Genomic DNA, 25,362 nt, shown 5'->3' with positions numbered 1-25,362 from the left:
CCGAACAGGCAGGACACCGTGCGGGTCCGCCCTGGTCACACCGGCCGGTCACGGCTCCGACCCCCACTGGGGTCCCGGAGCCGGGGCCGGCCGGTCCGGTCAGCAGGGGGCGGTCCGGAGTCCGCTGCCCCGCCGACGGGCCGATGCCCGAGCGCGCGGACGGTGACGATGACCTTGGTGGGTAACCTTCCCGACGAGACGACGAGTTTCGTCGGACGGCGGACAGAGCTGGCCCGGCTGGAACACGCACTCGACACACACCGGCTGACCACACTCATCGGCCCGGGCGGAGTCGGCAAGACCCGGCTCGCGGTCCGGGCTGCCGGCCGCCGGTCCGCCACCCGCCATCCCGACGGCGTGTGGTGGGCGGACCTTTCCCCCCTGTACGACGACGGGCTGCTGGTGGCCACCGTCTCCGACGCGGTCGGACTCGCCGACCACACCCTGCGGATGCCCGTCGACGCCCTGTGCGAATGGCTCTCCGACAAGCGACTGCTGCTCGTCCTCGACTCCTGCGAACATCTGCGGGCCTCCTGCGGGCACCTGCTGGGCGAGATCCTCACCACCTCACCCGGACTGACCGTGCTCGCCACCAGCAGGCAGCCGCTCGGTACGCGGGGCGAGCAGATCGTCCACGTACCGCCGCTGCCCGTCGATGACGCCACCGACGCCCTCGCCCTCTTCCGCGACCGGGTGAGCGCGGCCGACCCCAAGGTCCGTCTCGACACACCGGACAACGCCTCGGCGGCCAGGGAGATCTGCCGCCGCCTCGAAGGCATCCCGCTCGCCATCGAACTCGCGGCGGCGGGCGCGGGGCAGCACAGCCTCCAGCAGATCGCCGCCCGCATCGGCTCCCGCCTCGACACCCTCACCGACGACTCGCTGTGGCCCCGCCGCCACCGCGCCCTGCGCACCACCATCGGCTGGAGCCACGAGCTGTGCACCCCGCTGGAGCGCCTCCTCTGGGCCCGGCTGACCCCCCTGCGCAACGACTTCGACGAATCCGTGGCCCGCGAGGTGTGCGCCGAAGGACCGCTCACCCCCGACGGCGTGAGCGCGGCACTGCGGGGGCTTGTCGCCAAGTCCGTGGTCAAACGGGACGGCGACCGCCACCACATGCTCGACACCCTGCGCGAGTACGGGCAGATGTGGCTCGCCGAACTCGGTGAGGAGAAGGCCGCCGCCTGCCGGCACGCCGCCTGCTTCCTCGGTCTGGCCCGCCGCGCCCACGCCGGATGGGCCGGCCGGGAACAGCTCACCTGGTACCACCGCATCTCCGACGCACATCACGACCTGTGCGCCGCGCTCGACCATCTCCTGGTCCACGACACCGGGGCGGCCCAGGAGATGACGGGCCGGGTCGGCTTCTTCTGGAGCTGCTGCGGGCACCTGCCCGAGGCCCGCGCCTACGCCCAGCGGGCCCTGGACGCCTCCCGGGTCCCGGGCCCCGACCGCACGAGGCTGCAGTGCGTGCTCGGTGTCGCGGCGCTGCTCCAGGGCGACTACCCGACCGCCCGGAGCCTGGGCGGCCTGTGCGCGCAGGACGCGCTCCGCGACGAGGACCACGAGGGCATGCTGAGCGCCACCTACCTCAGCGGCATCACCCATCTGATGACCGGAAAGCCCCAGGCCGCCCTCGACGCGATCGAACGCGTACTCCGGGACACCGAGGCGGCACCCGTCGGATCGGCGTACCGGCTGCGCTGCCACCTGGTCACCGTCTTCGCCCTGACCGCGGTGGGCAGACTCGCCGACGCCGCCGACGCAGCCGCCGTCCTGCGCACCGCCTGCGAGACACAGGCCGAACACTGGACCCGCTCCTACGCCGATTACCAACTGGCCCTGATCGCCCTGCTCCAGGACCGCCCCCGGGCAGCCGCCGCACACGCCCGGTCGGCACTCGCGGGCAAACACCGGCTCCGCGACAGCTTCGGCGTCGCCCTCGCCCTGGACATCCTCGCCGCCGCGATCGCCGCCCAGGGAGCAGGCGTCCAGGCCGCGCAGGTGTACGGCACGGGGCAGGCCTACTGGCGCATGGTCGGCCACCCGCAGCGGGGTACGCCGGAGCTGGGCCCGGTACGCGAGACCTGCGAGCGCCAGGCCCGGGCCGCCGCGGGCGACGCCGCCTACCAGCGCGCCTTCGACCGGGGCCAGACGGACAACGCGGAGGCGGGCCTGGCCGCGGCACTCCTGGACCGGCCGCGTACCTGAGCACACGGGTGCCCGAGGGGCGGACGCGCTTGTGCTGTTATGTGGACAACCGTAAGGCTGAGGTCCGACAACCAGCCCGACCCGTACACAGGAGCACGTGATGCCGCAGATCACCGTCGACTATTCCGCCGAGCTCGACGACACCTTCGACCGTCGCGGTTTCGCCCTCGCCCTGCATCCGCTGGTCGCCGAGACCGTCACGACGAAGATCCCCAACTGCAAGACGAGGTTCCGTCGTGTGGAGGAGTCCGTCGTCGGGGACGCCCCCGAGGGTGACGCGATCGTGCACGTCTCGATCGGTCTGCTGTCCGGCCGCACATCGGAGACGAAGGCGCGGCTGACCGAGTCCGTCCTGGAGCTGCTGGCCGGGTATCTCAAGACCGCCGACGACCTGGTGGTCCACGCCTCGGCCGAGACCCGGGAGCTCGACCTGTCCTACCGGAAGAACTGACCCGGAGCCGCGTCACGGCCTGCGCTGCGGGGGCACCGCGGGCACGGACGGGGCCAGCGTCGACAGGCGGGTCAGCAGATCTCCGAAGGGGCCGTCCACCGGCTCCTGGGCGAGGACCCGCAGCACGACGCCGGCCATCTCCTGGTTGTAGGCGGCGCTGACCGCGGCGAGCGCGGCGAAATCGTGCACGAGCTGCATCTCCAGCTCGGCGCGCGGGATGCGCCGCCCGTCGAGCCAGATCAGGGCCGTCGCCTCGGCGAGCGAGACCCAGGAGCGTACGACCAACTCCAGCCGGGCGGGCGGGTCCTGGACGCCGAGGTGGCTGATGATCTGCTCGTACGCGGCCTGGCGCACCCCGTCGATCATGGCGTTCGCCGTCGAGGAGCCGACCGCGGGACCGCCGCGCATCAGCGCGGCGAAGCCGGGGCCGTGCTCCTCGACGAAGTCGAAGAACCGGCCCATCACCCGCAGCAGCCGTGCGCCCAGGGGCCCTTCGGGCGGTTCGAGGAACCGGCCCGCCAGCTCGTCGGCCGCCCGCCCGAGCGCCGCCTCGTACAGGCTCTGCTTCCCCGGGAAGTAGTGGTAGACGAGCGGCCGTGAGATACCCGCGGCAGCCGCGATCTCGTCGATCGACACTTCATCGGGGGAGCGGTGGCTGAACAACTCCAGCGCGACACCGATCAGCTGCTGCCTGCGCTCTTCGACGCCCATCCTGCGCCGCACCCCGGTCGTCATGCCAACAGCCTAGCCGGGGCGGCCCCCTGGACGTGTCAGAGGTCGAGGACCAGCCGTTCGCCGCGGCAGCGCGAGACGCACAGGAGCATCGAGTCCGCGCGCTCGGCGTCCGTCAGCAGTTCGTCCCGGTGGTCGATCTCGCCCTCCAGGACCGTCTGTTGGCAGGTGCCGCAGAAGCCCTGCTCGCAGGAGTACGAGACGTACGGGAGCTCCTCGCGCACGGCTGCCAGCACCGACTGGCCCGCGGCGACCTGAACGGTCCTGCCGGAACGGCGCAGTTCGACCTCGAAGGCCGTCGATGCCTGGTCCGCGCCGGCGGCGGCCGTAAAGCGTTCCAGGTGGAGGGAGCAGCCCTCGGGGAGTACGGCGGCCACCGCGTCCATCAGGGGTTCCGGGCCGCAGACGTAGACCGCCGTGCCTCGCGCCGCCCCCGCCAGTACCGCGGTGGCGTCCGGACGGCCCGCCTCGTCCTCCGGTACCACGGTCACCCGGCCGTCGTCCCCGTCGATCTCGTCGAGGAACGGCATGGAGGCGCGCGAACGGCCCCCGTACAGCAGTCGCCAGTCGGCGCCCGATGCCGCGACGGCCCGCAGCATCGGCAGGATCGGAGTGATGCCGATGCCGCCCGCCACGAACACGTAGGCGGGGGCCTCGACGAGCGGGAAGCGGTTGCGCGGCCCGCGGACGCGTACCTCCGTGCCCTCGTGGAGCTGCCCGTGGACCTCGCGCGAACCGCCCCTGCCGTCCTCGACGAGGCGCGGCGCGATGGTGTACGCGTCGATGTCGGCCGGGTCCCCGCAGAGCGAGTACTGCCTGACGAGACCGGACGGCAGCACCAGGTCCAGATGCGCACCCGGCTGCCAGGCCGGCAGGCCGTCGCCCGCCAGCCGGAGCCGTACGACGCCTTCGGCGACCACGTCCCGCGCGGTGATCAGCAACGGCCGGGTGGTGGTGGAGCGCCGCTCGGAGTGGCCCGAGACCGGGTCCGCCAGGGCGGGCATGGGCCACAGCGGTGACGCCTCGATGCGGCGGCGCAGCGCACGCCGGGCGAGCACGGCGGCGCCGGTGACCAGGACGAGGGTGCGCAGTCGGGGAAGGGCCATGTCTCAGTTCTTTCCCGGCATCCGGGCCTCGGCCGCCAGGGCCGCGGGCGAGTGGGCGAGGTAGTCGAGTGCCTGGGCCGTACTGCCCTCCTGCGAGGGGTGGTACGCACGGCTCAGATACGTGGGGATGGAGCGCACGATGGAGCCCGTGCCGGGCAGAGTGCCCTTCCTGCCGCTCGCCACGAATTCCCTGAACGACGCCTTGCCGTCCAACAGGCTCGGGTCGTTCTCCATGAAGAAGCGGGTGCCGCGCTGCCAGAGGAAGACGAGCGCGGTGAACGCGGTCGCCCAGGTCCGCACCCGCCGCCGGTAGCCGCCGTCGACATGCATGAACACGTCGAAGGCGACGGAGCGGTGCTCGACCTCCTCGGCGCCGTGCCAGCGCAGCAGATCCAGCATCGTGGGATCGGCGCCGCGCCGGTCGAGCGCGTCGGCGTTGAGTATCCAGTCACCGAGGAAGGCGGTGTAGTGCTCGATCGCGGCGATGGTCGCGACCCGCTCCATCAGCCACCACTTACGGGCCCGTCCCGGCGGCAGCGTCCTGTCGCCGAGCAGCTTCTCGAAGAACCAGTCGATCTGCGCGGTGTACGGGGTCGGATCGAGGCCGAGCTGCTTCAGATGCGGCAGTACGTCGTCGTGGGCCTGGGAGTGCACGGCCTCCTGGCCGATGAAGCCGATGACGTCCTGGCGCAGTTTCTCGTCGTGGATGTACGGCAGCACCTGGCGGTACACGTGGATGAACCAGCGCTCCCCGGCGGGCAGGAGCAGGTGGAGCACGTTGATGGTGTGCGCGGTGAACGGGTCGCCCGGCACCCAGTGCAGGGGTGTCTTCTCCCAGTCGAAGGAGACCTTGCGGGCTTTGAGCGGGGTCCGCTCCGACGCGACCGCCGTTGGCTGCGTGTTAGACATGCTGTCAATGTACTGACGGGTAAGCGAGGGGGACAGGGGCATGCAGCGAATTCCTGCGCGAAATCGGGTACGGAGCGTCCGGACCCTCAGCGCAGGGCGCCGGCCCAGCGGCCGTCCGTCAGCAGCCCGTTGAGCTCGGCCCTGTCACCGGCGCGGGCCCGCACCGCCAGCAGCCGCCCCCGGGAGCTGCCCACCACGCCCCCGGATGTGGTCAGCGAGGCGAACTGCCCGGAGCCCGCCGCCAGTACGTACCACCGCCCGCCCGCCGACTTCCACAGCACACCGGCCAGCACCCGCGGATCGCGAGGGCCGCAGGCCGGCGAGTCCTCGGCGCGCGCCGCGACCGCCCCCGGGGCGGCGGCCCCGCCCGACGGCTCCGCCGGCGCCTGGAACTCGGCCAGCACCCTGCTTCCCGTACCCCGCCAGGTCTCGGCCCGGACGCACAGCCACCGCGCGGCGCCGCCGCCCTCGGGGAGCGGCTGCCGCGCGAACAGCCAGGAGTTCACCGACCGCACGCCGCCGGCCCGCACGGCGGGCAGCAGACACGCGGTCCGCGCCCAGCTCTCCCGCTCGGCCCGCCCCGACACGTCGTGCGCCGCGGACGGGTCCCCGGACGTCAGCCGGACCGGGGTCAGCTCGCCGAGATCGGTCAGCAGCCGGACTGCCTGCGCGTCCCGTACCTCCAGGGCGTCCCAGGACCCGCACTCCCCGGCGGTGCCCCCGGGCCCGGCCAGTGCGGCGGTCACCCCGTCGGCGCCGCGGGCCAGGGCGCGCGGCGGCGCGTGCGGTGAGCGCAGGTCCCGTACGGCCACGTCGCGCACCCAGGGCGCCGTCAGATAGCGGACCCGGCCGTGCGGACGGCCCACGACCAGGGCGTTCGAGCCCGCGAGGTCCGCACCGTCGACCCGCGCGAAGTCGAGCACGGCGCCCCGGCCCGTACCCGCACGGCTGGACTCGGCGTACCGCACGATGCGCAGCCCGTCGTGGAACAGCACCACGGCGGCCTCGTCGACCACTCCCGCGTACAGCAGCTGCGGCGGCCCCATCGGCGGGCCCGTGGGCGTCCTGGGCGTCGCGCTCGACCGGTCGGCCGAACCGGGCAGCGCCCACACGGAAAGGGCACGGCGCAGCAGCCCGGTATCCCGGGTGCGGTTGCCGCGGGCGGGCCAGACCGTGAAGTCGGTACGGGCCGAGCGCTGCCAGAACGTCGGCGCCACCCGGCGTAACGCCTCCGGCTCCAGGGCCTGTTGGGCCGCCGAATTACGTACGTCACCCGGCGCAGCGGTTCCGTCCTGCCCCCAGCCGCCCCCCGGCATCACCAGCAGAGCCCCGCACGCGACCAGCGCCCCGAACCCGGCCAGCGCGGCCCTCGCACGCCGACGCCGGAGCAACAGATCGGTGGGCCGCGCCTGGAGCGAACAGGGATCGAACTCCGGGGACGCCAGCAGCGCGTGCGGCGCGGTCACCGCATCCGCCTCCACCAGCGCCGCACTCGGGTCCTCCACCCCGGCGGCAGCGAGCACCCGGCACACCTCCGCGTCCGCGAGCCCTTCCAGCCCACGCAGCACATGGGCGGCCCGGCCCGCCCCCGAGACGGCGGACAGCGCCTGCTCCAGAGCGAGTTCCTCCGCCCCGCCGGAGCGGGGAAAGAGCCGCAGCCCCCACACCTGCGGCACGGCCGGAGGCACCCGCACCCACCGCGTCCACGCCCGCCGACGCGACGGATCCCCGGCCCCCAACGCCGAACGCACCACCCGCACCCGCAGATCCGCATAACCCGGATCCGCCCCGGAAGCCCCACCCGGCCTGCGAGGCAAAGGCAGCCGCGCCCCCGAATCCCCCGCACGCGACCGCGGCAACGCCCGCTGGACGAGCCCGTGCGCCGTCAGCACCCGACGACCGCGCCCGAGCGACGCCGGCAGCACGAGATACCCGATCCGCGTCAACCGGGTGTAGTGCTCGACCAGCGCGGCATCCACCTGCTCCGGATCGACCGGCCCGAGAAGGGGGCGCTCGACGGAGGACGGCACTGCTCGACTCGGGGGCATGTTCAGCAGAACGAGCGAATGGTGCGATGGTCACTCCGGTGGGCGGGGGTGACTGCCGTGTACGTCGTTTCGCCCGCGCGGCGGGCGGGGACTGACCATGATGACGTCATGACGACCACCTCGCGTGCACGATCCTTCGACGGGGCCGCCGCCGTATACGCCGCGAACCGCCCCTCCTACCCACCGGCCCTCCTCGACGCCGTCGAGGAGCTTGCCGGGTTCGGCCTGGCAGGTGCGCGGGTCGCGGACATCGGGGCGGGCACCGGCCTCGGCACCGCGCTCCTGGCCGCCCGCGGAGGCCGGGTGACGGCTGTCGAACCCGGCGACGGCATGGCGGCACAGTTCCGCCGGACCCTCCCCGACGTACCCCTCGTCCGGGGGGACGGCAACCACCTCCCGCTGGCGTCCGGCTCGCTCGACCTGCTCACCTACGCGCAGGCATGGCACTGGACCGACCCGGATCGTTCGGTCCCGGAAGCCCGCCGGGTGCTGCGCCCCGGCGGTGCGCTCGCCCTGTGGTGGAACGACTCCGATCCGAGGGTGCCGTGGATCGCCGGCCAGGACGCCCGCATGACGCGCTTCTTCGGTGCCGACGAGACCGCGTTCCACGTCCAGACCCGCATCCACCGGCTGCCGTCCGCACTCGACTTCGCCACGCGCCAGGTGTCCTGGAGCCGCCGGGTGCCGCTCGATGTGCACGTGGCCAACCTCGGCAGCCACTCAGCCTTTCTGGTGATGGGGAAGGAAGAGGCGCACGGCTTCCTCTCGGAGGAGCGCGAGGTGCTGGCCGGCCTCTTCCCGGACGGCACGGTCGAGGAAACCTACGTCGTGAGCCTCGCCGTCGCCCGACCGTGAAGAATCTGCCGTTCCGCCGCGCCGGGAGGGGGCTGCGGGGCACGATGGGCGGATGGTGACACAGCTGGAGCTGCGCCGAGGGCAGGGTCGTAGGGCTGCCGCCGCCGTGCTCGTCGGAGTGGCACTCCTGGCCGGGTGCGGCGGGGGAGCGGCGGACGGCGACGGCGACGGCGAAGGCGACGTACCGCCGACCGCGACCGGGACGCTGGAGCAACTGGCCGCCAAGGCGCGCTGCGAGCCGAATCTCCAGACCGACGCGAAGGAGATCCGGCAGGCCAACTGCCGGACCGGTGAAGGACGTTATGTGCTGGCCACCTTCGCCACCGATCGCGGGCAGCGGGAGTGGCTCGACGAGGCCAACGACTACGGCGGCTCGTATCTGGTCGGCCGGAAGTGGGTGGCGGTCGGCGAACCGAAGGTGGTCGCGGCGCTGCGCGGCCGGCTCGGGGGGACGGTGGAGACCGCCTCGCCGCACCACTCGGGGAGTAGTGGCAGTGGGGGGAGCGAGGAAGGGCACTCCGGTCACCACGAGAGCTGACCGCGCAGGTCCAGGGGGTGCCGCCGACCGGGTCAGCGGCACCTACGTCCGTCGTTGATGCAGCTCACCACCCTCTTCATCGCGTTCTGACCGAAGACGTTGATGAAGTCACCGTGATCCGTGACGGGCTTGTGCAGCTGCTCGGGGAATGAGTCGACAGCGAATCCGGGGCCCGGCGGAACGTCGTACACAATGCGTTGCACGAGCTGCGGAATGGCCCGGAATCCGTCCGGACACCTGCCGTCGTCCTGCGCGAAGGCCACATGGGTGCGGTGATTCGCGCTGTCGGTGTTCTGGCCGTCCCAGCAGCTCTGGAACGCGAACGAGCGCACCACCTGGCTGCCTTCCGGACAGATCGGATACTTGTCCTTGAGCTGTCGGTCCTCGAATCCGGTGCAGCTCCAGGAGGCGTTGGCGTTCGCGTCGCCATTGGTGAATGCCTTCGCGTCCCCGGTGATGATCCGCAGGAATCGCGGCATGGCCGTCACCTTTCCGGCCGGTGACCCGACGAATTTCAGGGTGACCTGGGAGGGGGTCTGGATCTCCCCGATGTTCTGGTCCTTTCCACCGCCGTCGGCGTCCACGTCGTTCTCGTCCTGGCCGTTCTGGAGGCGCAGCACCGGCCAGTAGTACGTGGATTTGTCGCCCTGATTGCGGCAGGTCGTCGCACCATTGGCGAGATCGTCGTCGCTCGCGAACGCGTCGTTGGCCTGGTTGCCCACGTAATCGTGCATGTGGTGGGCGCCGTTGCTCACGCCGGGCGCGACAATGACATTGTCCGGGTTGAATTTGCCGTTCTCGTTGCGCCCGCAGTCGGTCGTGAACGTACCGCGTGAGGCGCCGCGTCGCTGGCGGGGGCGTTCGACGTTGGGCTGGACCGACTGGATGTCGACGAAGTCGGAGGCCTGGGGGCCGTTGCCCTGCTGGTCGGGGTCGGGGTCGGGGTCAGGGTCGGGATCCGGGTTCTCGCCCTGGTCAGGGTCCTGGCCGGGTTCCTCCTCGCCGTCCCCTTCCCCGCCGCCGGTTTCCCCGCCGCTGCTGTCGTCGGCGCGCAGGGTGCACGGGGCGAGCCCCTCCAGTCCCTCCGGCCGGTCCGCGACGCGTTCGATCGCGGTCCCGATACGGTCGAGACTCGCCTCCCGTTTGCTTCTCAGGGGGCCGAGCACCGCATTCTCGGCGAGATCCGGATCCTGGGCGATCTCGTCCTTCCGGTCGGCGAATTGTTCGTACGCGTCGGTGATCTGGGTATCCATCGCCGCGAGTTCGCGGTCGACCTCCCCGCGTGCCTGTTCGGGCACTTCGGGGAGTTCGTTTCCCACGTCGGGACAGTCGATGGTGGACATCCGGGGGCCCTCTTCGAGGGTCTGTTCGGGAGGGGAGCCGGACCATCCTTCTCCCGCGCTCGCGTAGACATTGACTGCGACCAGTCCACCTCCGCCCAGAATCAGTGCGGCCGAGGCGGCGATCGCCCGATTGGCCAGTGAGCTGCGTTTCTTGCGCGATGTGCGTCCCATGGAACTCCTCTGCTTCGAGGGAGAAGCGTGACGTTCCATACGGGCGGGGTGCGCACCCCGTTCAGGTGGTCGTGGAATTCGTGGGAATCTCCATTCGCAAATCGACCTGAATGCTCAACTCTCAGGCGAACGCCGCCATTTGAGCATCGACCGGCGCCCCGGTCAGCCGGTTCGCGAGCGTCGACATCGTGTACGCGCCGATACCGAGCACGACTTCGAGCGCGTTCTGCGCGGTGTAGCCGTGCGCCAGGAAGTTCTGGAGGGAGTCGTCGTCGACCGCGCCCGCCGTCGCGACGACGGCCAGCGTGAACTGCCGTACCGCTTCGAGCCGTTCGTCGGGGAGCGGTGGCGTCCGCTCGTCGCGCAGTGCGGCGATCAGCCTGTCGTCCGCGCCGAGTGCGGTGAGCTTCGCGGTGTGCATCGCCACGCAGATGTGGCACTCGTTCCGGGTCGCGATCGTCATGATCACCACTTCGCGGGACAGCGGGTCGAGCGTGGTCGACTCGAAGATCGCGCTGATCTTCAGGAAGCCGTCGAGCAGGTGCGGCGACGTGGCGAGCCGCGCGACGGCCGAGGGCAGGTAGCCCGACTTCTTCGCCACGCCCTCCATGGTGCGGCGTGCGGCGGCGGGGGCGGTTTCGAGGGTGTGCTCGGGGAACGCGGACGAGGTGATCGATGACATGGGTACCTCTCGCGGTAAACTCGACAACATGATTGACGAAAAGGTAAACCAGGTTGTCGAGATGCGCAATGGCTGAACCGGAGGGAGGTGCGGGCTTCGAGCTGCCGCTGCTGCTGTTCGCGGGATTCCGGTCGATCATCGACGAGCTGCACCGCGAGCTGGCCGCACACGGCCACCCCGACGCGCGGCCCGCCTACGGCTTCGCGCTCCAGGCGGTCGGGCGGGACGGTGCGAGCGCCAGCGAGATCGGGCGACGGCTCGGGGTGTCCAAACAGGCCGCGGGCAAGACCGTCGAGAAGCTGGAGGCCCTCGGTTACGTGGAACGCGTCGACGATCCGCAGGACGGCCGCCGCAAGCTCGTCCGGCTCGCCCCGCGCGGCATCGACATGCTGGTCAGGTCCGCCCGGGAGTTCGACCGCATCCGGGCGGAGTGGGTCGCCGCCCTCGGCTCCGAACGCGTGGCCGCGATGGAGGCCGATCTGCGGGCGATGGCGCCGGCGGGCGCCTTCCGCCTCGACGCGGCGGGGTGGTTCACGGGCTGATCCGCCGGATGGCGGCACCTACCCCCGGTCGAGATACGCCAGCACCGCGAGCACCCGGCGATTGTCGTCGTCCGACGGCGGCAGGGCCAGCTTCCCGAAGATGTTCGACGTGTGCTTGGCCACCGCCCGCTCCGTGATCACCATCTGCGAGGCGATCGCCGTGTTCGAACGGCCCTGGGCCATCAGCTCGATGACCTCCAGCTCCCGCGGCGTGAGGCGGCCCATCGGCTTGTCCTGCGCCCGCCGCGACAGCAGCTGAGAGATCACCTGCGGGTCCATCGCCGTGCCGCCCGCCGCGACCCGCCGCACCGAGTCGATGAACTGGTCCGCGTCGAAGACCCGGTCCTTCAGCAGATAGCCGATGCCGCCGTTGCCGTCCGCCAGCAGCTCCCGTGCGTACAACTGCTCCACGTGCTGGGAGAGCACGAGCACCGGAAGCCCGGGCCGCTCCCGCCGGGCGGTGAGGGCGCACTGCAGGCCCTCGTCCGTGTGCGACGGCGGAAGCCGGACGTCGACCACGGCGACGTCCGGCTTCAACTCGGCCAGCGCCCGCGCCAGTTCGGGCCCCGTCTCCACGGCCGCCGCGACCTCGAAGTCGTACGCCTCCAGCAGGCGCACCAGACCGTCGCGCAGCAGGAAGAGATCTTCGGCTAGGACAACTCGCAAGGGATCTCCATGGTCACCATGGTGGGCCCGCCCGCAGGACTGCTGACGGCCAGTACGCCGTCGAATGTACCGAGCCTGCGTTCGATCCCGCTCAGCCCGGAGCCGGACCCGACGCGGGCCCCGCCCTTGCCGTTGTCCGTGACGGAGATCCGCAGCATGCCGTCCCTGTGGTGCATGTCCACCCAGAGGCGGTCGGCCCCCGCGTGCTTCACCGCGTTCGTCAGTGTCTCGCCGACCGCGAAGTACGCCGCCGACTCGACCGGCGCGCCCGCGCGCCCGGCCAGCTCCACGGTCACGTCCGACTCAAGAGGAAGGCGCAGGGCCAGGGCCCTCACCGCGTCGCCGAGGCCCCGCTCCGCGAGGACCGGCGGATGGATGCCCCGTACGAGGTCGCGCAGCTCGGTCAGGGCCTCGGCGGAGGACTCGCGGGCCATGGCCAGCATCTTCTTCGCCTGTGCGGGGTCCTTCTCGATGAGCGCCTCGATCGTGCCGAGATTCATGCCCATCGCGACCAGCCGGGCCTGCGCGCCGTCGTGCAGGTCCCGCTCGATACGCCGCAGTTCGGCGGCGGCCGTGTCGACGGCCTCGTGCCGGGTCTCGGTGAGCCGGTCGATCCGCTGGGCCAGCTCCTGCTCCTGGGTCGGCGCCAGCACCGACCGGGCGATCACGAAGTGCAGGCGCAGCAGCGGTTCGGCGGCCCGCAGGCCGACGTGGAAGAGCACGATTCCGAGGGCGGCGGCGGCCAGTGCGGTCGCCTGGCTGTCGACCGGAACGAAGCCGTACCAGTACGGGTCGTCCCGGAACACCTGCCACAGTCCGGCCGCCAGGACGAGCCCCTCCACCGGGTAGATCATCAGCGCTGCGGCGACGACCGACACCACGAATCCCGCCGTCATATCGACAAGCAGCCACTGCAGGTCCCGCCAGGTCGCCGGGTCCTTCAGCATCAGCGCGCAGCGTGCGACAGGGCCGGCGTCCCGGGGGATCGTCCGGTACGGAACGGGTATCCGTACGCCCGACCACTCGGCGGCCAGGAGCCTGCGCTGGTTGGCGTGCTTGCGTACGGCGGTGAGGACGAAGGGAGTGGTGAGGACCCCCACGCCGATGACGGTGAGGGCGATCGAGACCACCGCCAGGACGAAGAGCGTGATGGATCCGGCGAGCGAGAGCAGGGCCAGCGCGAGCCCTCGGGCGGCTGCGAGTGCGGCGCCGCGCGTTCCCGCAGCGAATCTCTTCGTCCTCATGGTGTTGTCCCCCTCGTCATGGGCCCTTCCGTCGGGCCGGCCCCCAGTCTCTCCGCCCCCGTCCCTCGGGTCACTGGCGCTCGCCCCCGGACCAGGGTGTTGGTAGGTACACCGTCGCCCCATTCCGCCGGGGGCGAGCAGGTGGCACGATGTGCGGGACATGACGGATGCCCGGTCGCCGATGCGCGCCCTGCGAGCCGCACTTTTCGCGGCGGTCTGCATCGTATTGGCGGCGGTGGGTCATTCGTACATGTCTGGGCATGACATTCCCGCCGGAGCCCTGCTCGCGGCCTTCACGACGACCGCCGCGATCGGCTGGCTCGGGGGCGGCCGGCGGCGCGGGGCGGTATCCATCGGCGCCGGACTCATCGCCGTACAGGCCACCCTGCACCTGATCTTCGCGGCCACGCAGCCGCAGACCGACCCGCCGATGCCGTCCATGCCGTCCATGCCGCACAGCGGCGTCGGAGGCATGGAAGGCATGCAGGCCGAGATGTCGATGGCCGGATCCGGCGGACACAGCGACGCGGGAATGCTCGCCGCCCACCTCCTCGCCGCCGTCGTCTGCGCGCTCTGGCTGGCCCTGGGCGAGGCCGCGTTCTTCGCACTCGCGCGCACCGTGGACGCTCTCGCCTTCACCCCGCTGCGCCTTCTTCTCACCGCGGTCCGGCTGCCGGACGCCCCGCAGCTCCCAACGGGAGCGCGGACCCGTGCCCGTAACTCGCTCTCCCACGGCGTCGTACTCGCGCACTCCCTCTCGCGGCGTGGCCCGCCGGTGTTCCTCCCGACCCGCGCCACGACCCCCGGAGCAGCCAGCTGACCTGGGGTCCATTCCCCATGTCACGCCGACTCCCGAGGATCACCATGGCCATCGACGACCCGGTACGCGCCGAAGACCCGGCAACCCAGCCACCCGAATCCAGATCCACCTGGAGCGCCCTGCGCCCCCTCGTCCTGCGCATGCACTTCTACGCGGGCCTGCTGATAGCCCCGCTCCTCCTCGTCGCCGCGGCCAGCGGCATGCTCTACGCGCTCTCCTTCCAGGCGGAGAAGATCCTCTACAGCCATGAGCTGGAGGTCCCGGTGGGCGAAAGCTCCGTCCCGGTCTCCACCCAGGTCGAGGTCGCGCAGAAGGCGCACCCCGAGGGCACGGTGACGGCGGTCTGGCCGTCGTACGAGGACGGGGCCACCACCCGCGTACTGATGACCAGCCCCGAGGTCGAGGAAGGCAAGTCCCTCGCCGTCTTCGTCGATCCGTATACGGCAGAGGTACGGGGAGAGCTGCCCAGCTACGGCAGTTCGGGCGCCCTCCCGCTGCGCACCTGGCTCGACGAACTCCACCGGGACCTCCACCTCGGAGACCTCGGCCGCAACTACAGCGAGCTGGCAGCCAGCTGGCTCTGGGTGGTGGCACTCGGCGGGCTGTTCCTGTGGATCGGGCGCAAGCGCACATCGAAGCGGGCGCTGATCGTCCCCGAGGGCGGTCCCAAGTCCCGCCGCCGCACCCTCTCCTGGCACGGCTCGCTCGGCCTCTGGGCGGTCACCGGACTCGTCCTGCTCTCCGCCACAGGGCTCACCTGGTCCAAGTACGCGGGCGAGAACATCGGCGCCGTCCAGGACCAGCTGGGCGGGGCCACCCCGGTCGTCTCCGCCGCCCTCGACGAAGGTGCGCCGAGCGGCGGTGGCGAGCACGCGGAACACGGCGGCTCCCACGAAGGCACGCAGTTGCCCGCGATGACCGGTATCGACCGGGTGCTCGCCTCCGCGCGCGTGGCCGGGATCGACGGAAAGCTCACGGTCGTCATGCCGGAGGAGGGCACCGGCTTCGTCGTCAAGGAGACCGACACGCAGTTCCCGGTCCACCTCGACTCGGTCGCCATCGACCCGGCCGACGGTGAGGTCATCGACGAACTGCGCTTCTCCGAACACCCGTTGCTCGCCAAGCTGACCCGCTTCGGAATCGACGCCCACACCGGCGTCCTCTTCGGCCTGGCCAACCAGTTGGCGCTGGCGGCCCTGGCACTCTCCCTCGTCCTCCTCATCGTCTGGGGCTACCGCATGTGGTGGCTGCGCAGGCCGACGAAGGAACGCGGGCTGAGCGCGGGGCGGCCCATGCCGCGCGGAGCATGGCGCAAGGTGCCGCTGCCGGTTCTGCTGCCGATCGTGGCGGCCACGGCGCTGGTGGGCTGGTTCGTACCCATGCTGGGAGTCAGCCTGCTGGTCTTCCTGGTGATCGACGTGGTGCTGGGCCGGCTGGCGAAGCTGAAGGCGAAGGCCGGGGCGACGGTGTAACACCGACGGGAGCCCTGCCCACCCGGGCAGGGCTCCCGTGTACGGGTACGTACCGGACTCAGGGCGCGTACTTGTAGCCCACGCGCCGGATCGTCTGGATCGCACCGCGGTGCTCCGCGCCCAACTTGCGCCGCAGCCTGGCCACATGGACGTCGACGGTACGTCCGTCGCCGACGTGCCCGTAACCCCAGACCGTCGTCACCAGCTGATCACGGGTGTGGACCCGGTGCGGGTGCGCCACCAGATGGGCGAGGAGTTCGAACTCCAGATACGTGAGGTCCATCGCGACGCCGTCCACGGCGGCGGTGCGCCGGCCGGCGTCGATCCGGACGGGCCCACTCACACTGCCCGGGTCTTCCACGGCCGGCTGCTGGTCCGCGGGTACGAGTACCAGGTAGCCGATCATCGGAGGCTGCCCCGGCAGCGCGGGCAGGGTGTGCTGCGGTGCGGGCAGCCAGGTGGCTCCCGGCGGCAGCAGGTCGGCCACATCGGCGAGCCGGGCGACCTCGTCGGGGTCGACGGAACGCAACCTGTGACGGTTGGGGGAGAGGGGGCGGGCGGTGGAGGTGGCCGCAGCGGACGCCGCTGATGCCGCGGTGGCGGCGGAAGCGGCGGAGAAGGTACGAGTGTTCGCCATGAGGGTCAGCTCTTTCGCGCGAGGAGTCGTCGAGGACGTACGTCGTGCGCGCGGGCCGAAGACCGGGGTGAGCGGCTTTAGAGGGCCTGCGCGTTCCACGCGCGGCAACACACCCGGTCGAAGTCATGATGCTGACGAGAGGGCCAGAACGGCTCGAGGTCGCTGCGACCCGACGAGGTGTGCTGGAAGCTGGCCATGCCCCCATTGAAGCAGACATTGCGGCAGTGCATCAGAGCCCTCTCACCCGTCGATACGGTCGCCTGTCCCCGCCGCCCCGGTACGACGACGCGGGGGCGCCCACCGGAATCCGGTGAGCGCCCCCGCGTACGGGCAAGGAGCGGGATCAGACCTGGTCGGCCTTCTCCAGCGCGGCGCAGCAGGTGTCGACGATCAGCCGCGTGACGACGTACGGGTCGACGTTGGCGTTCGGACGGCGGTCCTCGATGTAGCCCTTCTGGTCCTGCTCGACCTGCCACGGGATACGGACCGAGGCGCCGCGGTTGGAGACGCCGTAGCTGTACTCGTTCCACGGGGCGGTCTCGTGCAGACCCGTCAGACGGTCGTCGATGCCCGCGCCGTAGTTCTTGACGTGGTCCATCGGCTTCGAGCCCTCGCCCAGCGACTCGCAGGCGGTGATGATCGCGTCGTAACCCTCGCGCATCGCCTTCGTGGAGAAGTTGGTGTGCGCACCCGCGCCGTTCCAGTCGCCCTTGACCGGCTTCGGGTCCAGGGTCGCGGACACATTGAAGTCCTCGGCGGTGCGGTACAGCAGCCAGCGCGCGATCCACAGCTGGTCGGAGACCTCCAGCGGGGAGACCGGTCCGACCTGGAACTCCCACTGGCCGGGCATGACCTCGGCGTTGATGCCGGAGATGGCCAGTCCCGCCTTGAGGCAGTTGTCGAGGTGCTTCTCGACGATGTCGCGGCCGAAGATCTCGTCGGCGCCGACACCGCAGTAGTAACCGCCCTGCGCGGCCGGGAAGCCGGCCTCGGGGAAGCCGAGCGGACGGTGGCCGTCGAAGAAGGTGTACTCCTGCTCGATGCCGAAGATCGGCTCCTGGCCCGCGAACTGCTCGGCGACCGGACGCAGCGTGGCACGCGTGTTGGACTCGTGCGGCGTCATGTCGATGTTGAAGACCTCGCACAGGACGAGGACGTCGTCTCCGCCGCGGATCGGGTCCGGACACGTGAAGACCGGCTTCAGCACCCGGTCGGAGGCGTGGCCCTCGGCCTGGTTGGTGCTCGAACCGTCGAAGCCCCAGATGGGCAGCTCCGCCACATCCGTGGAGGGCGAACCGGCCATGATCTTCGTCTTGGAACGAAGCTTGGCGGTCGGCTCGGTGCCGTCGATCCAGATGTACTCAGCCTTGAACGTCACGGAAGCCATCCTTCGGGGGGTGCTGCGGTCTCTGCTGCGCAGCTTCGCAAGACGCGATTTCCCGGCCGTTGCCCGAATGTGAACCCCGTGTTACCGAGGTTTCCTCCATTTGTCGGAGACATGATGCGGTCCGGCGGAACGGTCACGCGCGAGCCTTGAGCAGCGAGGCGAATCCGGCGGCCCGAATCCGTCGCACCAGCTCCTCCTCGCTCGTGCCCAGCGCCACGGCCGCCCGCGCGAGCGACCAGTCCGCATCGGACAGCCTGTGGAGCAGATAACCCCGCCTGACCTGGGCCTCGGACAGCCGGAACGTCTTCAGATAGGCGACCCGCCCCTTGTGGTCGGTGATCGTCTCCCCGATGTGCTGACCGTCCTGATTGCGCAGGAACGGAGGCAGGAACCGCCACAGGGTGAAGTCCCCCATCCGGTAGACCCGGTCGAAGGCGTACGAGGTGTCCAGGAGCTCACGGGCGAACAATGTGTCGTGCGCCTCACTCCACTCCCGCTCCTGGGCCCGCGCCGCCGCCCGTAGATCCGCGAGCGTCCGCAGATACGCGCTGTCACGGATCCGCGCCCCGAACTCCGCCACCGGGGCGCCGTACATCGCGTACTGGTGCACCAGCTCCCCGTACAGGTCCTGCACCAGCGAGCCGTGCAGCAGGCGGTAGTCCTCGGGGTGCGGCAGGACGAAGGCGGCGGCGAGCGCGTCCGACACGTACACCATGACCCCGCACTGGCCGGGGTGGATCTCGAAGACCCGCAGCGCGTCGCCGAGACCGCGCACCGACCACCCCATATAGGTGTCCTCGGCACGCGGCGAGAGCCCTGCGCGCAGCGCCTGGCGCGACCACTCCTCCCAGGCGGTCGACGGACCGCCGAAGTGCAGGGCGAGATAGCCCTCCAGGGCGAGGTGCAGCGGCAGGAAGCGCAGCCGGTCGCCGGCCTGCCGCTTGGCCATGCGGTGATGGGCCCGCTGGAGCCGGACCGCCCTCGGCGGGGTGCCGTCACCGAACTGAGTGCCGTACGCGGCCGACTGCTTTCCCTCGCCCGACCAGTCGGCCACGAAACCGTGCGGAATGTACGAGGTGTAGGCGATCCGGGGACCGACCTCGACGAGGCTTCCCCCGTACCCCTCGTAGATCTCCCGGTGCAGTCGCAGCCCCTCGACCGGCTCCTCGCGTACCAGAGGGACCAGGCGGACACCGCCCCACACCTGGGAGGGCCGGGTGGTGAGTCCGGTCAGTTCGAGCCTGTTCACGAGCTTTCCTCTCCCCGGCCGCCGACGAAACGCGCGACCTGTCGGTCCAGATAGATGTGCAGTGCCGCCGCCCCCGTACGTCCCTCCGCGAACTGCGCGAGCAGCACCAGGGCCGGCAGATCCTCGGCGTCCCTGATCCCCGCCGTCGGCACGCTCGGCGTCAGCCGGCGCACATCGAAACCGTCCGCGTCGTATACGGGGTTCACATGAACGACCGCCGTACGCCGCCCCGGATCGAGCCGGGCCCGCCACACCCGCAGCACCTCTCCCGCAAGTCCCGGCGGCGCGTTGTCCCAGCCGTCCGACACGATGACCAGACGGTCCGGCTCATGCTCCAGCGCGTCCAGGATGCGAGTGCCGAGCGGGGTCGGGCCCCATGGGCGTACGAGAAGGGGATCGGTGGCGCCCGAGGTCCACAGCGGGGCGAAAGCACCGGGCGCGGCCAGTGCCTCCAGCAGGAAGTGGCAGGCCAGCGCCACGGCGAGCGGGCGGCGCCGCTTCTCGCCCGACCCGGACGACGAGTAACTGTCGTCCAGCACGGCGCCGACCCTGCCCCAGCTTCCGGCATGCGGTCCCGCCGTGCGACGGGCGGCGGCCCGCAGCGCGCGGACGAACTCCGCGCGGTGGGCCGCCCGCTGCTCGAAGCCCAGCGACAGGACGTACAGGGCGAGCCGGGTCAGCGGCATCACGGTCAGATCGACGTCCGCGGGAAGCCGCGGCTCCTTGCCGGTGCTCCGCTGCCCGTGGGTCCGCAGCCGCTCCAGCCGCGTCATTCGGTGCGCCATCCGCTCCACGAACGCCTCGCGGTTCATCCCGTGGGCCGCGGCGAAGCCCTCCGCGACGGTGAACGGCAGCTCGCCGACGGCGCCCTGCTCGTAATGCGCGCGGCGCCAGGCGTCGAGCAGCTGATGGCGGTAGCGCGGCAGCCGTCCCGGCCGGAAGAGGAAGTCGCCCAGCTCCCGCAGGGCCTCCGGTCCGTCCACGCGCCGCAGATGGATATGGCGGGCGGTGGTCTTCAGACCGCGGCGGTACTTCACCGCGTCATGCGCCAGATCAGGCCGGGCCGCCAGCCAGTCCCGCATGATCGCGCGGGTCCGCCGGTTGTTGACCCGGGCCGCGCGCAGCGCGCGGAACAGCCGGTAGACGCGCTGCGGCGGCAGCGCCGCCAGCCGTGCCGCGATCAGGCGGCCCTCGGTGCGCTTCTCGTCGGGACTCGCCTCGGCGGCCGTCTCCAGCAGACCCTGCACGATGCGCGCGGCGTTGTGGTCGTTGATGTCGAGCGCGAGCGAAGCGGCGTACACCCGGCGGTAGTTGACGCGTACGTACTCATGCAGGAAGTCCAGTGAAAGCCGCTGCTCGTAAGCCTCGGACTGGAACTCGCGCTGTCCGGTCGCGGTGATCGCCGCATTGACGAAGAGGAGCACGTCCTCGGCGGCGACGAGGTCTGCGCGGGATTCGGTGTCGGTCGTCATGGATTCCCCCGTGATGTTCCGCGTCGCCGTTCGGGAGCGCGGAAGCCGGCCGGGGAATGGAGGCGCGATCAGCGAATCATTGCTTTCAAGGCAAGTCCCGGAAGTCGCAGCCGGAGTCCCGCGGCCGGCCCGAGCAACGTATCCGCGCACGGCGACGCCCCGCCACCGCATTTGCGGCCCGGGCACACCGGCTGGGCACACCGACCGGCCGGGCGATCCGCCCCGCGCACCGACCGGGCAGACTGGCTCGCATGACCACACCTACTGCTCCGGCTGCTCCGAACACTCCCCTCCGGATCGGCCTGCTGGGTACGGGCCCCTGGGCCCGCAACACCCAGGCCCCCGCCCTCGCCGACCACCCCGGCGTCGAACTGAGCGGTGTCTGGGGCCGGCGGCCGGAGCCGGCAGAGGCGCTGGCAGCCGCTCATGCCACCGAGGCGTTCACGGGTGAGGCGGGCGTCGACGCACTCTTCGCAGCGAGCGACGCCGTGGCGTTCGCCCTGCCCCCGGACATCCAGGCTCCGCTGGCCGCCCGTGCCGCAGCCGCCGGCTGCCATCTGCTGATGGACAAGCCGATCGCGACCACCTCGGCCGGCGCACGCGAGATCGCGGAGGCGGCGGAGCGGGCCGGCGTGGCGTCCGTGGTCTTCTGCACCTTGCGGTTCGCCACCGAGACGGCCGACTGGATCGCCGAACAGGCCGCGGTGGACGGCTGGTTCACCGCCCGCGCGCAGTGGCTCAGCGCGCACAACGCACCGGGCTCCAGCAGCGAGTACGCCGATTCGCCCTGGCGCCGGGAGAAGGGCGGCCTGTGGGACGTCGGCCCGCATGTGCTCTCGGTCCTGATCCCGGTACTGGGCGAGGTGACGGAGCTGACCGCTGCCCGCGGGCCCGCCGACACCACCCATCTGGTGCTCCGCCACACCTCGGGCGCTTCGAGCACAGTGACACTCGGGCTGAGCGCGCCCCCGGCCGCGGCGGGCATGGAGATCGAGCTCAGGGGCGAACGGGGAGTGGTCGCACTGCCGAAGTGGGGCGACGCGGTGGGCTCGTTCCGCGCGGCGGTGGACGCGCTGCTCGATTCGGTACGTACGGGAGCGGCGCACCCCTGCGACGTACGGTTCGGGCTACGGCTCACGGAGCTGCTCGCGCGGGCCGAGGCGTGCCTGCCGTCACCGCCCGCCGGGCGGTGACGGCAGGGCCCGTGCCGGTCAGCCCACGCGCTCGATGCGGGCGTTACGGATCAGGAACTTGCCCGGCTCGCGTACCTGCTCGAACGCCGCGTTGTTCAGCAGGGCGCAGCTGCCGGAGACCGAAGAGACCTTCACTGTTGTCGACTTGTTGTTGTCGAGGTTGGTGACCCTGAGCTCCGTGCCGACGGGGAACTCGCCGCTCGAAGCGGCGGGCGCGCCACCTTCGCCGGAGAGCGTCACGGTGGACCCGGCACAGACGACTTCACCCGCACCTTCCCCTGCACCCGCACCTTCCCCTGCTTCGTCACCCGCTACTTCACCCGGATCCGCTCCCGGGTCCTCCGCCGGATCCGCTCCCGGCTCCTCCGCCGGTGGCGCGGCAGCATCCGATCCGCTCTCCCCGTCCGCGCACCCGGAGGCGGCCTGCTTGCGCCGGATCTCGTCGACGACCGCTTCCCGGTTGGCGATCCGCGCCGCCGACTGGGCGTCCGGGGTCGCGCGCTGCGCGGCGATGAACTGCTCGTTGTTGCTCAGCGCGGTGGCCAGCCCGCCGCAGACGACGGACGAGCCCTCCGCGTTGGAAGGTGGGGACTGCGATGCCTGACTGGTCCCGGCCAGCACGGCTGCCGCCGTTCCGGCGAGCGCGACGGCTCCGGCCGAGAGTGCGAGTTTCTTCTTGCGGCTGAGGGTCTTCCTGCGTGACACGTGGGGCTCCTGTCCCCGGCCGGAACACGGGAGGCGCTGCGGCCGGACGCGGTGCTTGGGTGTCCCTACGTACGAGTAACAGCCCTCTCCGTTTCAACGGCCCCACGCATAACTTCCGTACGGGAGAAGCCCGTTCGTCCCAGCCTCACTCCGGCGGCAACGCCCGGCACAGGGCGTCCAGCGCCTCCGGGTAGGCGCGCTCGGCCGGGGTCGAGTACCCCACGACCAGCCCGTCCCGCCCGGCATCGGTGGCGGCAGGATGGAGGTACCCGGAGAGTCCCTCGACCGCCAGCCCCTGCCACGCCGCCGCCCGCACCACCGAGCGCTCCGTGCCCGGCGGCAGTTCCAGGACCGCGTGCAGGCCCGCCGCGATCCCGGAGACCCGGACGTGCGGTGCCCGTTCGGCCAGCGCCGCCACGAGCTGATCGCGCCGGCGGCGGTGGCGCTGCCGCATCCGCCGCACATGGCGGTCGTACGCCCCCGACTCGACGAAGTCCGCGAGTGTCAGCTGTTCCGTGGCGCTCGACCACTGTTCGCGTTCCCCCTTGGCCGCCACGATGTCGTCCACGAGCCGTTCGGGGAGCACCATCCAGCCGATCCGCAGGGCGGGGGAGAGGCTCTTGCTCACCGACCCCAGCAGCACCACGTGCTCGGGATCGAGTCCCTGCACGGCGCCGACGGGCTGCCGGTCGTAACGGAACTCGCCGTCGTAGTCGTCCTCCACGACGAGACCGCCGGTCGAACGCGCCCAGTCGACCACGGCGGCGCGCCGCTCCGGATGGAGCGGCCCGCCGGTCGGGAACTGGTGCGCCGCGGTGAGCAGCGCCGCCCGGTCCGTGCCCCTCAACTCCTCGACCCGGGCACCGTGTTCGTCCACGGTCAGCGGCCGGGTGCCGACCCCGTGCCCGGTGAGCAGCCCGCGGTGGAAGGGCAGCCCGTACGCCTCCACGGCCCACGGTCCGCCCAGCACGCCCGCCAGCAGGCGCAGCCCATGTGCGGAGCCCGAACAGAGCACGATGCGCTCGGGCGCCGTCCGTACGCCGCGCACCCGGGCCAGATATCCGGCCAGGGCGCGCCGCAGCTCCGGCCGCCCGCGCGGATCGCCGGGCCCGAAGGCGTCGTTCGGCGCCTCGGTGAGCGCCCGCCGGGCCGAGGCCAGCCATGCGGTCCGGGGGAAGACGGAGGGGTCCGGCTTCCCCTGGACCAGGTCGTGGGCCGGGCGGGCGGACCGGGGCGCGGTGCGCTGCCGGTGTACGGGGGTGACGGGCGCGGCTCGCTCGGCGACCCGGGTGCCCGAGCCCTGGCGGGCGGTCAGCCAGCCCTCGGCGACGAGTTCCGCGTAGGCGTCCGCGACGGTGTTGCGGGCAAGCCCCAGATCGGCGGCGAGCGAGCGGTACGGCGGGAGCCGGGTGCCCGGGGCGAGCCGCCCGCCCCGGACCGCCTCGCGCAGCGCCCGCATGAGGACGGCCCGCCGATTACCCGTACCGGACAGCTCCAGCGGCAGATCGCTGCCGAGGACCTCCGCCGAATTGACCCATGAATCCCTCATCGAAATGCACCCCGTAACCGGTCGCCCGTTCTCGTAGATTCGTACCCATGACGACGACAGAGATCAAGTCCGCCGCCCGGTCCACCACCCCCGGCACCACCGTCCGGCTCAACTTCGCCAAGGCCGCACCGAAGGCGTTCCGGGCCGTGATCGGCCTGGACGCGGCGGCGCGTGAAGGCCTCGACCCCACGCTGGTCGAGCTGGTGCAGATCCGCTCCTCGCACATCAACCACTGCGCGTACTGCCTCCACATGCACACCACGGACGCCCGGAAGGCGGGCGAGAGCGAGGAGCGCGTGCACATGGTCGCCGTATGGCAGGAGGCGACCCACTTCTTCACGGAGAAGGAGCAGGCGGCGCTCGCCCTGACCGACGCGGTCACCCGGGTCGCGGACGGCGGGATCTCCGACGAGGTGTACGGGCGGGCCGCGGCGCACTTCGATGAGCGGGAACTGGCCCAGCTGCTCGCCCTGATCTTCACCATCAACACCTGGAACCGGATCGCCCTGGCCACGGGCAAGCGAGCCGGCACCGACGAACGCTGACCCGGCGCCTCAACGCCCGAGCGCGTCCCGTACCGCCTCATCCGTACGTCCCACCACGGCCGTCCCGTCCTCCGCGGTGATGATCGGCCGCTGGATCAGCTTCGGATGCGCGGCGAGCGCCTCGATCCACCGCTCCCGGGAACCGGCGTCCTTCGGCCACTCCTTGAGCCCGAGCTCCTTCGCGTCCGCTTCCTGAGTCCGTGTGATGTCCCACGGCTCGAGCCCGAGCCGTTCGAGCACGGCCCGGATCTCGTCGGGCGACGGCACGTCCTCCAGGTATCGGCGGACGGTGTACTCGGCACCCTCCGCATCGAGCAGATCGATTGCGCTGCGGCACTTGGAACAGGCCGGATTGATCCAGATCTCCATGGGGCCCAGGTTACGCGAGGGAGTCGCGAAAGCCCTTCTGGCCAGGGGCGATTGTCAGTGGTGGGCAGTAAAATGGAGGTAGTTCGTGAGGGTTCCACCACCGTGCCAGGAGGTTGCCGATGGCCGTTGCCGCAGTCACGACCAAGCCGCTCCACAACCAGCTCACCAAGCCCCTGCAGAGGAAGCGACTCCCCGCGGGCCGCCCCCGCGAGTGGTACGTCTCGCACAACCGTCGCCTGAAGGCCATGCGCCTGGCGATCGCCCTGCTCGACACGGGCGTCTACCAGCCGTCGAGCGCCACCAACATCCGTATACGCACCATGGCCGAACGCCTCGGCATCCACCCACCGTCCGACACCACCTGCCGAATGGTCCGCACCCTGATCCGCTACGGCCGCTGACGACCGCACCCCGCACGTGAGACCTGTGCCCCCGGGAGACCGGGGGCACAGGCATGCCGGGCCTT

The 25,362-nt window shown here is 71.4% G+C and carries 25 protein-coding genes; 10 read left to right on the top strand and 15 right to left on the bottom strand.

Translation table 11 applies throughout. The features are described from left to right. The first annotated feature begins 168 nt into the window (after positions 1–168). Together ACWGO0_RS23055 and ACWGO0_RS23050 are read left to right on the top strand one after the other, a co-directional pair. A complete protein-coding gene (locus tag ACWGO0_RS23055) occupies positions 169–2,211 on the top strand; it encodes an ATP-binding protein (RefSeq protein ID WP_453538030.1) in 2,043 nt (680 codons plus the stop codon). A 100-nt stretch (positions 2,212–2,311) separates the two neighbouring features. Beyond that, positions 2,312–2,662: a 5-carboxymethyl-2-hydroxymuconate Delta-isomerase gene (locus ACWGO0_RS23050; RefSeq protein ID WP_453538027.1), complete on the top strand. Its 351-nt coding sequence runs from the start codon at positions 2,312–2,314 to the stop codon at positions 2,660–2,662. 12 nt (positions 2,663–2,674) lie between these two features. Here the strand turns inward: ACWGO0_RS23050 and ACWGO0_RS23045 are convergent, their stop codons facing one another. The 4 genes from ACWGO0_RS23045 to ACWGO0_RS23030 all read right to left on the bottom strand — a co-directional run bounded on the left by ACWGO0_RS23045 (position 2,675) and on the right by ACWGO0_RS23030 (position 7,457). Further along, on the bottom strand, positions 2,675–3,397 hold the full coding sequence (locus tag ACWGO0_RS23045) for a TetR/AcrR family transcriptional regulator (protein WP_453538024.1): 723 nt from the start codon (positions 3,395–3,397) through the stop codon (positions 2,675–2,677). A gap of 35 nt (positions 3,398–3,432) precedes the next feature. Then, on the bottom strand, positions 3,433–4,500 hold the full coding sequence (locus ACWGO0_RS23040) for a PDR/VanB family oxidoreductase (RefSeq protein WP_453538021.1): 1,068 nt from the start codon (positions 4,498–4,500) through the stop codon (positions 3,433–3,435). Positions 4,501–4,503: 3 nt separating this feature from the next. Continuing rightward, positions 4,504–5,409, bottom strand: coding sequence for a metal-dependent hydrolase (locus ACWGO0_RS23035; protein WP_453538018.1), 906 nt, complete (start codon positions 5,407–5,409; stop codon positions 4,504–4,506). 86 nt (positions 5,410–5,495) lie between these two features. Then, complete coding sequence (locus ACWGO0_RS23030) at positions 5,496–7,457, bottom strand: hypothetical protein (protein WP_453538015.1); 1,962 nt, start codon at positions 7,455–7,457, stop codon at positions 5,496–5,498. Positions 7,458–7,565: 108 nt separating this feature from the next. Between ACWGO0_RS23030 and ACWGO0_RS23025 the strand changes: the two genes are divergently transcribed. After that, the gene (locus ACWGO0_RS23025) at positions 7,566–8,312 is read left to right on the top strand and encodes a class I SAM-dependent methyltransferase (protein ID WP_453538012.1); all 747 of its coding nucleotides are present in this window, start codon (positions 7,566–7,568) and stop codon (positions 8,310–8,312) included. 52 nt (positions 8,313–8,364) lie between these two features. Then, positions 8,365–8,850, top strand: a complete 486-nt coding sequence (locus tag ACWGO0_RS23020; RefSeq protein ID WP_453538009.1) for a hypothetical protein — start codon at positions 8,365–8,367, stop codon at positions 8,848–8,850. 32 nt (positions 8,851–8,882) lie between these two features. Here the strand turns inward: ACWGO0_RS23020 and ACWGO0_RS23015 are convergent, their stop codons facing one another. Together ACWGO0_RS23015 and ACWGO0_RS23010 are read right to left on the bottom strand one after the other, a co-directional pair. Next, positions 8,883–10,364 carry a DUF1996 domain-containing protein gene (locus tag ACWGO0_RS23015; RefSeq protein WP_453538006.1) on the bottom strand — a complete coding sequence of 494 codons (1,482 nt, stop codon included), beginning with the start codon at positions 10,362–10,364 and terminating at the stop codon, positions 8,883–8,885. A 121-nt stretch (positions 10,365–10,485) separates the two neighbouring features. Further along, positions 10,486–11,037 (bottom strand): carboxymuconolactone decarboxylase family protein, encoded by a 552-nt coding sequence (locus ACWGO0_RS23010; protein WP_453538057.1) that lies wholly within the window; start codon positions 11,035–11,037, stop codon positions 10,486–10,488. Positions 11,038–11,114: 77 nt separating this feature from the next. Here ACWGO0_RS23010 and ACWGO0_RS23005 point away from each other — a divergent pair, with 77 nt between their 5' ends. Next, positions 11,115–11,588: a MarR family winged helix-turn-helix transcriptional regulator gene (locus ACWGO0_RS23005; protein WP_453538004.1), complete on the top strand. Its 474-nt coding sequence runs from the start codon at positions 11,115–11,117 to the stop codon at positions 11,586–11,588. 18 nt (positions 11,589–11,606) lie between these two features. Here the strand turns inward: ACWGO0_RS23005 and ACWGO0_RS23000 are convergent, their stop codons facing one another. Both ACWGO0_RS23000 and ACWGO0_RS22995 read right to left on the bottom strand, forming a co-directional pair. Further along, a complete protein-coding gene (locus ACWGO0_RS23000; RefSeq protein WP_453538001.1) occupies positions 11,607–12,254 on the bottom strand; it encodes a response regulator transcription factor in 648 nt (215 codons plus the stop codon). Next, positions 12,239–13,498: a sensor histidine kinase gene (locus ACWGO0_RS22995; protein ID WP_453537998.1), complete on the bottom strand. Its 1,260-nt coding sequence runs from the start codon at positions 13,496–13,498 to the stop codon at positions 12,239–12,241. The genes ACWGO0_RS23000 and ACWGO0_RS22995 overlap by 16 nt, the downstream gene beginning before the upstream one ends. 250 nt (positions 13,499–13,748) lie before the next feature. Between ACWGO0_RS22995 and ACWGO0_RS22990 the strand changes: the two genes are divergently transcribed. Further along, complete coding sequence (locus ACWGO0_RS22990; protein WP_453537995.1) at positions 13,749–14,318, top strand: hypothetical protein; 570 nt, start codon at positions 13,749–13,751, stop codon at positions 14,316–14,318. Positions 14,319–14,362: 44 nt separating this feature from the next. Beyond that, positions 14,363–15,790 carry a PepSY-associated TM helix domain-containing protein gene (locus ACWGO0_RS22985; RefSeq protein ID WP_453538054.1) on the top strand — a complete coding sequence of 476 codons (1,428 nt, stop codon included), beginning with the start codon at positions 14,363–14,365 and terminating at the stop codon, positions 15,788–15,790. Positions 15,791–15,848: 58 nt separating this feature from the next. Here the strand turns inward: ACWGO0_RS22985 and ACWGO0_RS22980 are convergent, their stop codons facing one another. The 4 genes from ACWGO0_RS22980 to ACWGO0_RS22965 all read right to left on the bottom strand — a co-directional run bounded on the left by ACWGO0_RS22980 (position 15,849) and on the right by ACWGO0_RS22965 (position 20,535). Further along, the gene (locus ACWGO0_RS22980; protein WP_453537992.1) at positions 15,849–16,427 is read right to left on the bottom strand and encodes a winged helix-turn-helix domain-containing protein; all 579 of its coding nucleotides are present in this window, start codon (positions 16,425–16,427) and stop codon (positions 15,849–15,851) included. A gap of 343 nt (positions 16,428–16,770) precedes the next feature. Beyond that, complete coding sequence (gene glnII, locus ACWGO0_RS22975; RefSeq protein ID WP_453537989.1) at positions 16,771–17,805, bottom strand: glutamine synthetase; 1,035 nt, start codon at positions 17,803–17,805, stop codon at positions 16,771–16,773. A gap of 142 nt (positions 17,806–17,947) precedes the next feature. Then, on the bottom strand, positions 17,948–19,063 hold the full coding sequence (locus ACWGO0_RS22970) for an ARPP-2 domain-containing protein (RefSeq protein WP_453537986.1): 1,116 nt from the start codon (positions 19,061–19,063) through the stop codon (positions 17,948–17,950). After that, positions 19,060–20,535 (bottom strand): hypothetical protein, encoded by a 1,476-nt coding sequence (locus ACWGO0_RS22965; protein WP_453537984.1) that lies wholly within the window; start codon positions 20,533–20,535, stop codon positions 19,060–19,062. Before ACWGO0_RS22965 ends, ACWGO0_RS22970 begins: the two co-directional genes overlap by 4 nt. A 251-nt stretch (positions 20,536–20,786) precedes the next feature. On the opposite strand from ACWGO0_RS22965, the gene ACWGO0_RS22960 reads away from it, so the two are divergent. Continuing rightward, positions 20,787–21,728 carry a Gfo/Idh/MocA family protein gene (locus ACWGO0_RS22960; RefSeq protein WP_453537981.1) on the top strand — a complete coding sequence of 314 codons (942 nt, stop codon included), beginning with the start codon at positions 20,787–20,789 and terminating at the stop codon, positions 21,726–21,728. 18 nt (positions 21,729–21,746) lie between these two features. Here the strand turns inward: ACWGO0_RS22960 and ACWGO0_RS22955 are convergent, their stop codons facing one another. Together ACWGO0_RS22955 and pdxR are read right to left on the bottom strand one after the other, a co-directional pair. After that, positions 21,747–22,433, bottom strand: coding sequence for a hypothetical protein (locus ACWGO0_RS22955; protein ID WP_453537978.1), 687 nt, complete (start codon positions 22,431–22,433; stop codon positions 21,747–21,749). 145 nt (positions 22,434–22,578) lie between these two features. Then, a complete protein-coding gene (gene pdxR, locus ACWGO0_RS22950) occupies positions 22,579–23,982 on the bottom strand; it encodes a MocR-like pyridoxine biosynthesis transcription factor PdxR (RefSeq protein ID WP_453537975.1) in 1,404 nt (467 codons plus the stop codon). A gap of 47 nt (positions 23,983–24,029) precedes the next feature. On the opposite strand from pdxR, the gene ACWGO0_RS22945 reads away from it, so the two are divergent. Beyond that, positions 24,030–24,527 carry a carboxymuconolactone decarboxylase family protein gene (locus ACWGO0_RS22945; RefSeq protein ID WP_453537972.1) on the top strand — a complete coding sequence of 166 codons (498 nt, stop codon included), beginning with the start codon at positions 24,030–24,032 and terminating at the stop codon, positions 24,525–24,527. A gap of 9 nt (positions 24,528–24,536) precedes the next feature. Here the strand turns inward: ACWGO0_RS22945 and ACWGO0_RS22940 are convergent, their stop codons facing one another. Next, positions 24,537–24,896 carry an arsenate reductase family protein gene (locus ACWGO0_RS22940; RefSeq protein ID WP_453537969.1) on the bottom strand — a complete coding sequence of 120 codons (360 nt, stop codon included), beginning with the start codon at positions 24,894–24,896 and terminating at the stop codon, positions 24,537–24,539. A 119-nt stretch (positions 24,897–25,015) separates the two neighbouring features. Here ACWGO0_RS22940 and ACWGO0_RS22935 point away from each other — a divergent pair, with 119 nt between their 5' ends. Next, positions 25,016–25,297, top strand: coding sequence for a hypothetical protein (locus tag ACWGO0_RS22935; RefSeq protein WP_382734325.1), 282 nt, complete (start codon positions 25,016–25,018; stop codon positions 25,295–25,297). Positions 25,298–25,362 lie beyond the last annotated feature (65 nt).

The sequence above is a fragment of the Streptomyces sp. NPDC055749 genome, assembly GCF_053617235.1.
This window is presented reverse-complemented; position numbering and strand designations above follow the sequence as displayed.

What these genes read in the sequence shown, in the direction of transcription:
- ACWGO0_RS23040 (WP_453538021.1), bottom strand. Translation starts at nt 4,500, where the DNA reads ATGGCCCTTCCCCGACTGCGCACCCTCGTCCTGGTCACCGGCGCCGCC.
- ACWGO0_RS23030 (WP_453538015.1), bottom strand. Translation starts at nt 7,457, where the DNA reads ATGCCCCCGAGTCGAGCAGTGCCGTCCTCCGTCGAGCGCCCCCTTCTC.
- ACWGO0_RS23020 (WP_453538009.1), top strand. Translation starts at nt 8,365, where the DNA reads ATGGTGACACAGCTGGAGCTGCGCCGAGGGCAGGGTCGTAGGGCTGCC.
- ACWGO0_RS23025 (WP_453538012.1), top strand. Translation starts at nt 7,566, where the DNA reads ATGACGACCACCTCGCGTGCACGATCCTTCGACGGGGCCGCCGCCGTA.
- ACWGO0_RS23045 (WP_453538024.1), bottom strand. Translation starts at nt 3,397, where the DNA reads ATGACGACCGGGGTGCGGCGCAGGATGGGCGTCGAAGAGCGCAGGCAG.
- ACWGO0_RS22935 (WP_382734325.1), top strand. Translation starts at nt 25,016, where the DNA reads ATGGCCGTTGCCGCAGTCACGACCAAGCCGCTCCACAACCAGCTCACC.
- pdxR (WP_453537975.1), bottom strand. Translation starts at nt 23,982, where the DNA reads ATGAGGGATTCATGGGTCAATTCGGCGGAGGTCCTCGGCAGCGATCTG.
- ACWGO0_RS22960 (WP_453537981.1), top strand. Translation starts at nt 20,787, where the DNA reads ATGACCACACCTACTGCTCCGGCTGCTCCGAACACTCCCCTCCGGATC.
- ACWGO0_RS22995 (WP_453537998.1), bottom strand. Translation starts at nt 13,498, where the DNA reads ATGAGGACGAAGAGATTCGCTGCGGGAACGCGCGGCGCCGCACTCGCA.
- ACWGO0_RS22990 (WP_453537995.1), top strand. Translation starts at nt 13,749, where the DNA reads ATGTCTGGGCATGACATTCCCGCCGGAGCCCTGCTCGCGGCCTTCACG.
- ACWGO0_RS22945 (WP_453537972.1), top strand. Translation starts at nt 24,030, where the DNA reads ATGACGACGACAGAGATCAAGTCCGCCGCCCGGTCCACCACCCCCGGC.
- ACWGO0_RS22980 (WP_453537992.1), bottom strand. Translation starts at nt 16,427, where the DNA reads ATGGCGAACACTCGTACCTTCTCCGCCGCTTCCGCCGCCACCGCGGCA.
- ACWGO0_RS23035 (WP_453538018.1), bottom strand. Translation starts at nt 5,409, where the DNA reads ATGTCTAACACGCAGCCAACGGCGGTCGCGTCGGAGCGGACCCCGCTC.
- ACWGO0_RS23015 (WP_453538006.1), bottom strand. Translation starts at nt 10,364, where the DNA reads ATGGGACGCACATCGCGCAAGAAACGCAGCTCACTGGCCAATCGGGCG.
- ACWGO0_RS23050 (WP_453538027.1), top strand. Translation starts at nt 2,312, where the DNA reads ATGCCGCAGATCACCGTCGACTATTCCGCCGAGCTCGACGACACCTTC.
- ACWGO0_RS22940 (WP_453537969.1), bottom strand. Translation starts at nt 24,896, where the DNA reads ATGGAGATCTGGATCAATCCGGCCTGTTCCAAGTGCCGCAGCGCAATC.
- ACWGO0_RS23055 (WP_453538030.1), top strand. Translation starts at nt 169, where the DNA reads ATGACCTTGGTGGGTAACCTTCCCGACGAGACGACGAGTTTCGTCGGA.
- ACWGO0_RS23005 (WP_453538004.1), top strand. Translation starts at nt 11,115, where the DNA reads ATGGCTGAACCGGAGGGAGGTGCGGGCTTCGAGCTGCCGCTGCTGCTG.
- ACWGO0_RS22985 (WP_453538054.1), top strand. Translation starts at nt 14,363, where the DNA reads ATGGCCATCGACGACCCGGTACGCGCCGAAGACCCGGCAACCCAGCCA.
- ACWGO0_RS22965 (WP_453537984.1), bottom strand. Translation starts at nt 20,535, where the DNA reads ATGACGACCGACACCGAATCCCGCGCAGACCTCGTCGCCGCCGAGGAC.